Origin of the sequence: Marivirga aurantiaca (assembly GCF_016679925.1) — a bacterium.
GTDB lineage: Bacteria > Bacteroidota > Bacteroidia > Cytophagales > Cyclobacteriaceae > Marivirga > Marivirga aurantiaca.
Map to the genome: position 1 here is coordinate 59,907 of NZ_JAEQBW010000004.1, position 11,807 is coordinate 71,713.

Sequence of the window (11,807 nt, forward strand, 5' to 3'; positions counted from 1 at the left end):
GTTAAGCAATGCTCAATACCCAGGATTTCAGAAAGCATGCCCATGTAATGGCCGATTGGATGGCCGATTATTTTGAAAATGTAGAACATTACCCGGTGATGTCCCAGGTTAAGCCCGGAGAGATAAAATCACAATTGCCCGGTTCATTTAATGAATCCCCCGAAAAATTTGAGGAGATTTTTAAAGACTTTGAAAAAATAATTATGCCGGGAATTACCCACTGGGAGAGCCCTAATTTTTTCGCATATTTTCCAGCATCTAAAAGTAAGGCGTCCGTATTGGCAGAAATGGTTACTGCCACTTTAGGCGTTCAGGGCATGGTTTGGTTAACTTCACCCGCAGCTACCGAACTGGAAGACAGGATGATGGAATGGATGCGCGATTTGCTGGGATTGTCAGCTGAATGGACCGGCTCCATCCAGGATACTGCCAGCACAGGAACTTTCAATGCCTTGATTACGGCAAGGGAAAAAGCTTCCGGCTATCAAATCAACCAGAAAGGATTTGCAGGAATGCCCCAATACCGCATTTATGCTTCTGAACAGGCACATAGCTCCATCGATAAAAATGTGAAAATTGCCGGGTTTGGAATTGATAACCTGGTAAAAATCCCTGTGGATAAGAATTTCGCGATGATTCCCGAAAAATTGGAAGTGGCTGTTCGGGAGGATTTAGCGAAAGGTTTTCATCCATTATTTGTTTTGGGGGCAATGGGCACTACTGGCACCACGGCAGTAGATCCTTTGGATAAAATAGGGCAGATAGCCCAAACTTACAACCTTTGGTATCATGTTGATGCAGCCTATTCAGGAGCAGCTTTAATTGTTCCGGAATTTCGCTGGATGAGCAAAGGGATGGAAATGGCAGACAGTATGGTATTTAATCCCCATAAGTGGTTGTTTACCAATTTTGATTGCAATCTCTATTATGTGAAAGATCCAAAGGCTTTAACGCAGGCTTATAGTATCACTCCCGAGTATTTGAAAACTGATACTGACACAGAGGTCAACAATTACCGTGACTGGCACATACAACTGGGCAGGCGTTTCAGGGCATTAAAGCTGTGGTTTGTATTGCGGAGTTTTGGTGCGGAGGAACTAAGGCAAATTATTCGCCACCACTGTGAATGGGCGGACTGGCTGAAAGAGGAAATAGAACAATCAACTCAATTTGAATTACTTGCTCCTGTGCCTGTCAATTTGGTTTGTTTCCGCTATAATGATGGCAAAATGAGCGAAGAAGAACTTAATGCGTTCAATGAGAAACTCATGAAAGAGATTAATGCATCAGGCAAAATCTTTATGACCCATACCAAACTTAATGGAAAATACACTTTGCGTTGGGTGGGTGGTCATCCGGAGCTAACAAAAGGGCATGTGGAGAGGGCCTGGGCTTTGATGAAAGAGATGGCTGCTCATTTGGGCAGATAGTGTTTGAAAATTATTGGCGGCCATTAAAAGGGTTCAGAATTCGATCTTGGAGCAAACATTTAATTTTTGTGAGAAACAACAGATTCTGCTAATGCCTTAAATGTTTTAATTTTATGATTTGAAAGTTTGAGTGTAATCATTTCGGGAGGTGTATAATATCGAATTTTAACATCTTTTGCATAGCTGATTTTAGTGATTATTTCCTTTTCCAGTTGATAATGAATGCTGATAACCGCATAATTTTTTATTTCGTAGTCTGTAATCACAGACATTTTAGTTGAATCTGCTAATAGGATATCCTCTTCATCTTTAGCTATTTCCGAAAGGTTTTTAGTTGATTGGAAATTGATTTCAATAGGGTAAATCTGTTGATCTATTATGAAATAAATAGTGTTTTCAATATGATTTAGTCTGTCGTCTAAGTGCAAATAATCATAAACATTATATTGATCTTGAAACGGGCTGATTTCCTTAAATATTTGTTGCTCATTTTTGATGAAGGAGGAGTTTCTTTCCTCAGAAAAGTAATAAAAAAGTGTTTTCTTAAAACGGGTAACCCCTTTAACCTCATCATGTTCCACTATCGGATTGGAATCATAATTTAACAATAATATAGGAATGCAGGACTGGAGGTTTATCATTCCAACCACAATGCTGATTTTAATGAGTGTTGATTTAAAGGGATTCATAATATTTTGGTAGTTGTTTTTGACTCAACCCAAAAACTATGCCTGTATAACTTTCCTAATAAAAATTCTGATTGGGTATTTCCTATTTTGAATTTTAACGTGAATATAGCCTAACAAAACTCTTAGCTGGTTTTCTTGGTTACTTTAATTAATCATGAAAAACCTCTTCTTTATATCATTATCCTTCCTGATGGCATGCTCTATCAACACTTCCCGGGAAATAGAGAAAGAAAAACTCACTTTCAATTATCGTGATGATGCTTACATATTTTTCAGAAACATGAGGCAGGCCAGGTACAATCTGGAAGTAATGGAAGAGGCCGGTTGGCGTATTTACCGTCATGAAGATTTTGAAAAGGATACTTCTGAATATTTTTTCACTACCGCCCTGGTAGTTAACTGGCAAGCCAGTAAAGCCTATGCTATTATGGAGTTGCCCGGTCAAATATCAAAAGAAGGGCTAAAAGTATTTTGGAAAGGAGAGGAGACAAATGAACAAGGGGAGATAAGCCTTAGCGGGCTAAGCAGGCAGGCCGAATTAGCATTTTTGACGGATATTTATAATCATATTGTAAAAGATCATTTACTTTATTGGAATCAGGAAAGGAAAGAGAGCGTTGCTTTATTTAAAAATAATGATCAAAAGGAAGCTTTCAGGGTAAGTATGTATGATTTTTACAGGCTGACTGGTTTGTTATAAGTATTTCGGCATAAGATTTGACTCCCTTCAGATACAAGCAAAAACAAGAATTAATTATGAAAAACAAGTTATTTAAATTCAGCCTGCTGACCTTCGCATTGATATTTTCCTTTTCTCAGCTAAACGCCCAACAAAAGGAAAATGATAAAAACATCAGAAGTATTTCTGTTACAGGCAAAGCAGAAAAGGAAATTGCCCCGGATATTATCTACTTCACTATTTCATTAAAAGAGTATGCTATAAAATCAGGTAGTAAGTTCACCATTTCCGAACTGGAAAATCAATTGAGTTCAGCTGTCAAAAAAGCAGGTATTGATAAAGAAAACCTGACAGTGGAGAATGTTTATGGCTACAATTATAACTGGCAGAAAAAAGAGGAAAATAAAGATTTTATGGCCAGAAAACAGTACAGGCTTAAATTGAGTGATGGGAAATACCTCCATCAGATTTTAAATCAGCTGGATCCAAAAGGTATAGAATATGTGCGGGTTACCGAATATACCCATTCACGCATTCAGGAAATCAATCAGGAACTGCAGGTGGAGGCAGTTAAAAATGCCAAAGCCAAAGCAGAAGCTTTGTTAAAGCCATTGGGAGAAGAGTTAGGTAAAGTAATTGAAATTCAGGAAAATGCTGGCGGTTACCAGCCTGTTTACTATTACAAAAACCAAAACAACAACATGAGATCGATGTCAATGGCAGAGGAGAGTGGCATGGATGCCAGTGATGTGGAGTTTAGAAACATCAAATTGGAGGTTGAACTAAACATTGTGTTTTCTATTAAGTAAAGTTCAAAATTGGCTTTATATTGCAGTTTCATTTTAAAACCTTAGAATATGGAACCTATCAAAATTAGCAGTTTTGAAGAATTTAAAGCCTATGATGGTCAGGAGTTAGGAGTTTCCGATTGGCATACTATTGACCAGGAGCAGGTTAATTTATTTGCTGATGCCACCCTGGATCACCAATGGATACATATAGACCCTAAAAAGGCTGCTGAAAGTCCATTTGGCCACACTATTGCCCATGGATATTTAACTTTGTCCCTGGCACCTTACTTGTGGAAACAAATTGCTGAAGTAAGCAATTTGAAAATGATGATCAATTATGGCATAGAAAAATTAAAATTCAACAATGCGGTAAAAGTAGGTTCTTCAGTACGCTTATCGGCTAAGCTTAATTCAATTATTGATTTGAGGGGAGTGTGCAAAGCACAAATAGATATTGTGATGGATGTAAAAGGGGAAAAAAAACCTGCCTATTCGGCTTCCCTGATATTTTTATATCATTTTGAAGATTGATTCAAAAAAGTAAAATCAGAAGCTACGGTAGTTTATACTGTGGCTTCTATTGTTTTCTCCTGAGCAGTATCAACATCGGCATAAGTAGGACATGTCCTTTGTGCACAAGCTGAAGCAAATAAGATTAATCCTGCCAGTGCTGCGAATAATTTAGTTGTCTTTTTCATAATCGTTTTTTCAATTAATTTTGATAGGGTAAAGTTAAGTACCTACAGCCAGCTAAAAAAAGGCTTTACACTTAAATATTACGTTTTGCTTGCAAATAGTTTACCAAAACAATATAAATCGATTAATAACTAAATATACTATCTGAATCTATAATATTTGAGGATTAAATAATTTGAGGAGGACTCATACGTTGTAAGCTTTCCAAGATTAAATATCCATACAAGCAGAAAATGAAGAGAATGGCTAAAAAAGTACATTGAAAAGTATCAGCTTTGGACTTTCTTAATACCCTATAATCTTGACATGCTCTGATTTTTGCTCAACAATTAATGAAATAAAGAGAAATCTATTCTTATTTTTGATAAAGAAAACGGCATTATTCCATTCATGAAAAATTTATTTATAATATCTATATTACTTCTTCTATTTTCTGCCTGTACCGGGGATTCAAAAAAGGAGACCACAGAAAAAGAAGAAACGAAAAGGGACATTCCGGTTCCATCTTTCAATCAGGACAAGGCATATCAATTTGTGGTTGATCAGGTAGAATTTGGCCCTCGGGTTCCTAATACTGAACCTCACAGGCAAACAGAAGAATATTTAGTAAACCAACTGAATGAATTTGGAGCCAAAGTGACCCGGCAAAAATTTGAGGCAGAAACTTATGATGGGGAAATATGGAACCTGACAAATATCATAGGATCTATACTACCCGAAAAGAAAAGAAGAATTTTATTGGCCGCTCATTGGGATACCAGGAAAATTGCGGATAAAGACACAGAACGTACCAATGAACCAATTGACGGAGCCAATGATGGGGCCAGCGGTGTGGCGGTGGTCCTGGAAATTTTAAGAACCATCCAACAAGCGGAAGTAAAGCCGGAAATAGGTATTGATATTATTTTCTTCGATGGAGAAGATAACGGAATGCCTCACAATACAGGTGGCGATCCGGATTGGTGGTGTCTGGGTTCTCAATATTGGTCTAAAAACAAACATGTTTCCAACTACTCTGCCTATTATGGAATTTTATTTGACATGGTGGGTGGTGTGAATGCACAATTTTATAAAGAAGGGTTTTCTATGAAATATGCCCCCGGCATTGTTAATAAGGTGTGGAATGCTGCGGAAAGAACTGGGTATGGGAATTATTTTTTCTCCGGGGAAGTAGACCCTATTACTGATGATCATTATTATGTAAATGAGTATGGGAAAATACCCATGATAGATATTATTGCTCATGACCCCCTTTCCAATCATTTCTTTCCAGATTTTCACCACACCCATGATGATAATATGGACATCATTTCGCAGGAAACATTGAAAGCTGTTGGGCAGACTGCGCTACAGGTGATTTATGAGGAAAAAGGGAGATGAGATTTCCAAACGAATACTTTATCTGTAGAGTTTAACTTAGCACCTCAGTTGCCAAAGTTTGTGTCCTCACAAACTTTTTTGAAACATAGGTCCAGCGAAAAAATGACACACAAAAACCGAAGGAGTGATTGGTAAAAAATCACTCCTTCGGTTCTTCTTTGCGGGGTCTTTGCAATACTACTATGCCTTCAACAAATTCTTCCTTTTCAAAATGGTTTCTACAAACTTTCGCTCATTCTCGGTATTAAATATTTTGTAGGGCAAATAAATAAATTGTGCTTTAGACAATACAAAAATAAAGGCTTTTTTACCCATCTTGGCCGATTTAATCTGATCCCATTTAACAGGCATTCCCTGTTTGGTATTCAGTTTTATCAATATCTGCTGTGAGGTAATTTCATAAGATAGCTTTTCAAACAAGATTTTATATTGCTCAAGTTGTGTCACCCCGGCAAACTGGATCAGCCAGAATAAAAAGTAAAGTAATAAGGCAATTCCGGTACCAATGAACCACCAGATACTTGGAGCAAAAAAGTAACCGCTACACAAAGCCACTACAATTAAACCTACCCACCACTGCTCTTTGATAATGTTTTTTAATCCTGTTTTGATGTAAGTGCTGTTATCCAGCTTATATTTTTTAGTTTTTACAAGCATTTCTGATTATTGATTTATGTTAAATAGAAAGATCGATTTTTTCGAACTTTCGAAACGGACTGCAAATATATTCGATTTTATGGTATCAGGAAACTGCTTTCAAACTGATATCTAAACTTTTATAGGAATGAGTAAGAGCACCTACCGAAATGTAATCTACTCCGGTTTCAGCAATAGCCACAATGGTTTCTTCTGTAATGCCTCCTGAGGCTTCAGTTTCGCATTTTCCATTGATCATTTCCACTGCCTTGGCCATCATTTCAGTACTCATATTGTCCAACATGATCACATCCACTCCTCCCAGACTTAAAACTTCCTCAACCTCTTTTAAATTCCTTGTTTCCACTTCAATTCGTAAATCCAGGGATTTTTCTTTTAAATAAGACTGTGTGGCTTTCACTGCTTGTGTAATGCCACCCGCAAAGTCATTATGATTGTCTTTCAACATAATCATATCGAATAACCCGTAACGATGGTTTTTTCCACCGCCAATGGCTACCGCCCATTTTTCTGCTATCCTGAAATTGGGTGTGGTTTTGCGGGTATCAAGCAATTTTGTATGAGTATGTGCAATTAAGCTGCTTAAATGGTGTGTATAAGTGGCAATACCGCTCATTCTTTGCAGGCAATTCAGCACCAGCCTTTCCGAACTCAAAATAGAAATGGCAGAACCACTTACTTTTAACCCAATATCTCCATACTTCACCTGCTCCCCGTCTTTTTTAAAGATTTCAAGAGTGAGGTTGCTATCCACTTTTTTGAAGATATGTTGGGCCATTTCAACGCCAGCTAAAATGCCCTCCCCTTTAATGATCAATTGAGCTGTGCTTTTTTTTCCTTCAGGAATAGAGGCAAGGGAAGAATGATCCCCATCCTGTATATCCTCTTTTAAAGCCAGGGAGATAAAATGTTGAATTGCCGATTCTGTTAAATACTGGTATGCCACTAGTTCGTTTTTTTATTGAAAGGCCAAATTTACAACCTGCGATTGATTATTCGTTATTTTTTAGCATACAATTGATCCTTTTATCTGGGTTCGATAATTAATTACACAAAGGCTAGATTTTCAAGAAGACACCAATGGATCTCGAGTAATTGCCTAATAGGCTCTATTTAATTATTCTTCCATAGCATTTCTTTTGGCAGATGCATGGAAATCAATTAAAAACAAAGCCATTACAAAAAAAGGCACCATTACAATCCGATACCTGGAAAGAGTACCAAAATTATAGGTAGAGATGCCTACTCCAAAAGCAAAAATCAATGTGAATAGTAGGCAAAACATAATGATAGGAGTGCGCAGACTGCTTATAATATGTACCAATTTATTTCTCCATAAAATTCGGATAAAAATACCCAAAAGAAAAAGCGCTTCAATGGCTGATAGAAGCATGAGCGGATTATTTACTTCCCATAGATAAGGACGAAATAAAGCTACATTTACTGCTTGTGGAGCCAGCTTAATCATACTACCAAAACTTCCGTCCAGCTCACCAAGTGAATAACCAGAACCGGCATCTCTCCCTGTCCAGTAACGGATGTCATAAGCGGTTACCTGGGCTGTTTCTGCTAGTTTATCCAATGCATATCGACTGTTATCTTCCCCGGCCTTAAGTGCCACAAAATAAGCCAGAAAGAATCCAATTGCCAGTAAAAAAGGGGCGATTAGGATTTTGGCTACCAAAGAGGGTATGCGCCCGATTCTGTAAATGAAAAACCAAAAAACCAAAGTAGGTGCAAGGCTCATCAATATATATAGTTTAACAGAATAAATGATATAAATGCTAAGGAGGATAAGCATGCTGTTAAGGACAATGTTTTTTCTTTCAAAAAACACTTGTATAAAACCATATACCAAAAAACCCACTGCCCCGAGGGTAACAGTATCTTTTAAAATTCCTGAGCCCCAAAAAAAAACAGTGGGGATAAAAAAAATAGCTACAACAAAAGGCCATTTCAATTCGGGATAGATCTTGTAAAATGACTGGAACATTAACCATAGGCCCCAGAAAGAAAAGAAAGCAAAAAGCAAAGCGACAGCGCTATAGGTATTGAAGGTGATCAAACCAAAGATAGCGGCAATGCGAACTATAAAGAAAGAGCTTTGATCGCGGTACATCCAGATTTTGGAGGCGTACTTATAGGTTTCGGGATCAAATTCTCCATTGGAGCCAAGTAATTTCATACCCACAGAAAAATCATCCTGAAAGGCATGATATATATGGGTGGCACCGTGAGTAAAATAAGCAAAGGTGTCTCCTCCTCCATAATAAAACTGATAAACCAAGCCTACTCCTATGGCACCGATCATTTTCAGCAATAAGGCCGGATAAAAATATTTTTTCGTTTCTTCGGTAGCTGTGCTTTCACGCATCGCATACGCCAATAACATGATTACCAAAAAGGCGATGGGGGTTATTATGAGATCTTTAGAGGTCATCCGAACCTAAAATTACAACTCTTTCAGCTTATCTTTTGCATTATTGTGAACAGTTTCACCACGCTTGGCTTTCTTTTTAGCTTTTTTGAAATATTCTTTGGCTAATTGTGTGTCTCCATCCCTTTCCGCTAATACGCCCAAATGGTATAAACTATACAAATAATAACCAGCTTCTTCTTCTCCTATGCTTTCTGAGAATTCTATTGCTCGTTGATAATAATGTTTGGCTTCATCATATTCTTTCTTTCTTTCATAAATCTGGCCCAGAAAGAAGCCTGCATACCTGCCTGAGGTAGCACCATATCCCGCCATGGCACTGTCAATATTGGCTATGATCTCCAGGCATTCTTCCTTTGCGTTTTCCAAACGTCCGGTAGAGTAAAGAAGCCGGGCGTAAAATCGATGGAAATAAGCATTTTTAGGGAAAGTCTGATGTAGGTATTCAGATAGTTGATGCCCTTTCTGTATTTCACCTTCTTCAACAGCAAGAATCCGCATCAGAAAATATTGTGCTTCTGTGCGGGTATAAAAAGCCATGCGTGAAACGGTAGTGAGTTGCTGGACGCCAAGCTCTTTGTCGCCCGGATCGAATAAACGGAGAACAGGTTTAAGTATACCATAGTTTTCCGGAATCCATTCCCTGTAATAATTATATAGGCCATCTCCAAAAAGAAATTCAGGGCTTAAATCTTTTTGACCTTTGCTTAATTCCAGATACTTTAAGGAATTTTTGGCAGCAAAAGCTCCCTTAGTCCAACTTCCCCTTTCTGCATACAGCCGGCCTTTGAAGCCATGTATAGCAGAAAGAAAAAAGGCTGCTTCTGTATTTTCAGGATCTTTTTCAAATAATTTTTCGGCATAAAAAAGAGAGGTATCCATATAAGCCAACATGATATCATCCCTGGAGGTATTGTGTGGCTCAGGCATTATTTTCCACCATTCGTTCAACCCGAAAAGGAAGTAGGGCAGAGGGTGATGCGGGAATCTGTAGCGCAACCATCGAAAATTTTTTTCTGCTTTCTCATGCTCTGCATTATAAAGAGCATTCACTGAAGCTGTCACCTCCATTTGGATATACATATTGTTAATAAGGATACTGCTATCCTGCTCCATTACATATTGTGCTTTCGCCAGGAGAGGTAAAGAAATGATCAATAAAAAAGTGAAGAATAATTTTCTCATGAAGTTATTGTAAATGCTATTTTGGCTGAATGCCGATTGCAAATCTGCAAAAAAATTCTTTAATGGGGTTGGGTTTTTTAATTGTACTTAAGAAACGCGTATTTGATATAAATTATATAATAACAACATAGAACTTGTCTCTTTTCTTTTAAATATATGTGGCAAACTCTATACCAGAAATTTTTAACGAAAGCCGATAGTTTGCATGAACGAAAAAAGCCCGCATTAGTACGGGCTTTTAAATTATTGACAGAGGATTTGGCTATTGTGCCAGTTGTTTCTCCTTATGTTTTTTAATTTGTCGTCTCAGTGCTTCCACTGCATAGTCCACGCTGGCTTCAAAAGAATCTTTCTTTTCCTTTGCGAAAAATTGTCCACCTGGAATATTCAATTTCACTTCTACAAGTTTGTTTTCATTCTGAGAGTCCTTGTCTATTCTTAAGAAGACCTCCCCATCGATAAAACGATCATAGAACGTTTCCAGTTTATCAACCTTTTTTTGAATAAAGCCTAATAATTTGGCGTCTGCGTCAAAGTGGATCGAATGCATTTGTAGCTTCATGGTTTTGTGGTTTAAAGTTAAACTTACGCTTTTGGATGTGCCTGATCAAACACTGCTTTGAGTTTGTCAAGCGAATTGTGGGTGTAAACTTGTGTTGCTGCCAGGCTGCTGTGTCCGAGCAAATCCTTTACAGCATTCAAGTCGGCCCCTTTATTTAATAAATGTGTTGCAAATGTATGTCTAAGAACATGGGGGCTTCTTTTGTCAATGGTTGTACATTGATCTAAGTATTTTTTGACAATTCTGTAGATTAACATAGGGTATGATTTCTCTCCTTTGTTAGTAACGATGAGCGGTTCACTTTCCGTATGAAAAAGGTGTTCTTTTTTATGTAGCAGGTAATGATCCAGCCTTTCCTTTAATGCATTGTGAAAAGGAATTACTCTTTCCTTGCTTCCTTTGCCTAAAACCTTGATGGTGCTTGCGTATAAATCAAAATCTTTTAATCGCAGACCAATTAATTCTGACAACCGTATGCCGGTTCCATAAAGCAACTCCATTACAAAAGCATCTCTGCTTCCCTCAAAATCATCTTCAAATTCGAATAAGGTGAGCAAATCATTGATGTCAGCCTCATGGACAAATTGTGGCAGGTCTTTGGAAACCTTAAGAGCCTGTATTTTTTGAACCGGGCTTTGACTAATTTTTTCCCGCGAAATGGCAAATTTATAAAACATGCGAAGGGAAGCCATCTTTCTGTTGATGGATCTTGGACTGATTTTCTGCTGCATCATGGCTACTATCCAGGAACGGATGTGGCGGTGTTCAGCCAGCAGTAAATCTTTGAGTTGGTATTGGTTCTCCAAAAATGCTGCAAATTGATCCAGATCTGATCTGTAGGATACCAGTGTGTTCACACTGTATCTTTTTTCAAATTGCAAGTATTTCAAGAATGTATTGAGCATAAAAAAAGTTAGTATCCTTCCCCTTAAGGATGAATACTAACTTAGTAAAAAGATTTCAAATTAGCTAGAAAAATTAGCTATCTAAATCCCTCATTTTTTGTCTATATGCTGCACGTATAACTTCTTTTCTTCTTTCAACAGAAGGTTTTACAAAGTGTTGACGAGCACGAACTTCTTTCAAAGCACCTGTTTTCTCAAACTTCTTCTTAAAGCGTTTTAATGCCTTATCGATTGATTCGTTTTCTTTTACGTTTATTTGTATCATATTATACACCTCCTTCCGCGAGCGTTCTTAAAACTTTATCTATAATTTATTCCCTGTGATAACGGGATTGTTTTAAGGACTGCAAAGGTATAAGTAATGTTTTTATTTTCCTAATGGCTTCAACCTTAGTG

14 protein-coding genes are annotated in these 11,807 nt (G+C 37.6%); 5 read left to right on the plus strand and 9 right to left on the minus strand.

Going from position 1 to position 11,807, the window contains the following annotated elements; genetic code table 11:
- Positions 1-8 precede the first annotated feature (8 nt).
- Positions 9-1,430: a pyridoxal phosphate-dependent decarboxylase family protein gene (locus JKA74_RS10580; protein WP_201431167.1), complete on the plus strand. Its 1,422-nt coding sequence runs from the start codon at positions 9-11 to the stop codon at positions 1,428-1,430.
- Positions 1,431-1,489: 59 nt separating this feature from the next.
- Here JKA74_RS10580 and JKA74_RS10585 read toward each other — a convergent pair whose 3' ends face one another.
- A complete protein-coding gene (locus tag JKA74_RS10585; RefSeq protein ID WP_201431168.1) occupies positions 1,490-2,119 on the minus strand; it encodes a hypothetical protein in 630 nt (209 codons plus the stop codon).
- Positions 2,120-2,273: 154 nt separating this feature from the next.
- Between JKA74_RS10585 and JKA74_RS10590 the strand changes: the two genes are divergently transcribed.
- The 3 genes from JKA74_RS10590 to JKA74_RS10600 are packed head-to-tail and all read left to right on the plus strand — an operon-like array spanning position 2,274 to position 4,120.
- On the plus strand, positions 2,274-2,819 hold the full coding sequence (locus tag JKA74_RS10590; protein ID WP_201431169.1) for a hypothetical protein: 546 nt from the start codon (positions 2,274-2,276) through the stop codon (positions 2,817-2,819).
- A gap of 56 nt (positions 2,820-2,875) precedes the next feature.
- Entirely contained in the window at positions 2,876-3,607 is a 732-nt protein-coding gene (locus JKA74_RS10595) for an SIMPL domain-containing protein (protein WP_201431170.1), read from the plus strand.
- 48 nt (positions 3,608-3,655) lie between these two features.
- Positions 3,656-4,120 carry a MaoC family dehydratase gene (locus JKA74_RS10600; protein ID WP_201431171.1) on the plus strand — a complete coding sequence of 155 codons (465 nt, stop codon included), beginning with the start codon at positions 3,656-3,658 and terminating at the stop codon, positions 4,118-4,120.
- Between the two features lie 32 nt (positions 4,121-4,152).
- On the opposite strand, the gene JKA74_RS20875 is transcribed toward JKA74_RS10600, so the two are convergent.
- A complete protein-coding gene (locus JKA74_RS20875) occupies positions 4,153-4,287 on the minus strand; it encodes a hypothetical protein (protein WP_262895930.1) in 135 nt (44 codons plus the stop codon).
- Between the two features lie 388 nt (positions 4,288-4,675).
- Between JKA74_RS20875 and JKA74_RS10605 the strand changes: the two genes are divergently transcribed.
- Positions 4,676-5,665: a M28 family peptidase gene (locus JKA74_RS10605; protein WP_201431172.1), complete on the plus strand. Its 990-nt coding sequence runs from the start codon at positions 4,676-4,678 to the stop codon at positions 5,663-5,665.
- Positions 5,666-5,845: 180 nt separating this feature from the next.
- Here the strand turns inward: JKA74_RS10605 and JKA74_RS10610 are convergent, their stop codons facing one another.
- The 7 genes from JKA74_RS10610 to rpsU form a co-directional block, all read right to left on the minus strand.
- On the minus strand, positions 5,846-6,322 hold the full coding sequence (locus JKA74_RS10610) for a YcxB family protein (RefSeq protein WP_201431173.1): 477 nt from the start codon (positions 6,320-6,322) through the stop codon (positions 5,846-5,848).
- Between the two features lie 85 nt (positions 6,323-6,407).
- Positions 6,408-7,268 (minus strand): carboxylating nicotinate-nucleotide diphosphorylase, encoded by an 861-nt coding sequence (gene nadC / locus JKA74_RS10615; protein WP_201431174.1) that lies wholly within the window; start codon positions 7,266-7,268, stop codon positions 6,408-6,410.
- A 171-nt stretch (positions 7,269-7,439) separates the two neighbouring features.
- Positions 7,440-8,762: a hypothetical protein gene (locus JKA74_RS10620; RefSeq protein WP_201431175.1), complete on the minus strand. Its 1,323-nt coding sequence runs from the start codon at positions 8,760-8,762 to the stop codon at positions 7,440-7,442.
- A 12-nt stretch (positions 8,763-8,774) separates the two neighbouring features.
- Entirely contained in the window at positions 8,775-9,944 is a 1,170-nt protein-coding gene (locus tag JKA74_RS10625) for a tetratricopeptide repeat protein (protein ID WP_201431176.1), read from the minus strand.
- Between the two features lie 262 nt (positions 9,945-10,206).
- Positions 10,207-10,506: a ribosome hibernation-promoting factor, HPF/YfiA family gene (hpf, locus tag JKA74_RS10630; protein WP_201431177.1), complete on the minus strand. Its 300-nt coding sequence runs from the start codon at positions 10,504-10,506 to the stop codon at positions 10,207-10,209.
- A 23-nt stretch (positions 10,507-10,529) separates the two neighbouring features.
- The gene (locus tag JKA74_RS10635; RefSeq protein WP_201431178.1) at positions 10,530-11,411 is read right to left on the minus strand and encodes a tyrosine-type recombinase/integrase; all 882 of its coding nucleotides are present in this window, start codon (positions 11,409-11,411) and stop codon (positions 10,530-10,532) included.
- Positions 11,412-11,484: 73 nt separating this feature from the next.
- On the minus strand, positions 11,485-11,676 hold the full coding sequence (rpsU, locus tag JKA74_RS10640) for a 30S ribosomal protein S21 (RefSeq protein WP_188464065.1): 192 nt from the start codon (positions 11,674-11,676) through the stop codon (positions 11,485-11,487).
- Positions 11,677-11,807: the final 131 nt, after the last annotated feature.

Bases quoted from the DNA above. Each gene is read 5' to 3' on its own strand.
- JKA74_RS10625 (WP_201431176.1), bottom strand. From the start codon at position 9,944: ATGAGAAAATTATTCTTCACTTTTTTATTGATCATTTCTTTACCTCTC.
- JKA74_RS10585 (WP_201431168.1), bottom strand. From the start codon at position 2,119: ATGAATCCCTTTAAATCAACACTCATTAAAATCAGCATTGTGGTTGGA.
- JKA74_RS10605 (WP_201431172.1), top strand. From the start codon at position 4,676: ATGAAAAATTTATTTATAATATCTATATTACTTCTTCTATTTTCTGCC.
- JKA74_RS10620 (WP_201431175.1), bottom strand. From the start codon at position 8,762: ATGACCTCTAAAGATCTCATAATAACCCCCATCGCCTTTTTGGTAATC.
- JKA74_RS10610 (WP_201431173.1), bottom strand. From the start codon at position 6,322: ATGCTTGTAAAAACTAAAAAATATAAGCTGGATAACAGCACTTACATC.
- hpf (WP_201431177.1), bottom strand. From the start codon at position 10,506: ATGAAGCTACAAATGCATTCGATCCACTTTGACGCAGACGCCAAATTA.
- JKA74_RS10635 (WP_201431178.1), bottom strand. From the start codon at position 11,411: ATGCTCAATACATTCTTGAAATACTTGCAATTTGAAAAAAGATACAGT.
- JKA74_RS10600 (WP_201431171.1), top strand. From the start codon at position 3,656: ATGGAACCTATCAAAATTAGCAGTTTTGAAGAATTTAAAGCCTATGAT.
- JKA74_RS10590 (WP_201431169.1), top strand. From the start codon at position 2,274: ATGAAAAACCTCTTCTTTATATCATTATCCTTCCTGATGGCATGCTCT.
- JKA74_RS20875 (WP_262895930.1), bottom strand. From the start codon at position 4,287: ATGAAAAAGACAACTAAATTATTCGCAGCACTGGCAGGATTAATCTTA.
- JKA74_RS10580 (WP_201431167.1), top strand. From the start codon at position 9: ATGCTCAATACCCAGGATTTCAGAAAGCATGCCCATGTAATGGCCGAT.
- JKA74_RS10595 (WP_201431170.1), top strand. From the start codon at position 2,876: ATGAAAAACAAGTTATTTAAATTCAGCCTGCTGACCTTCGCATTGATA.
- rpsU (WP_188464065.1), bottom strand. From the start codon at position 11,676: ATGATACAAATAAACGTAAAAGAAAACGAATCAATCGATAAGGCATTA.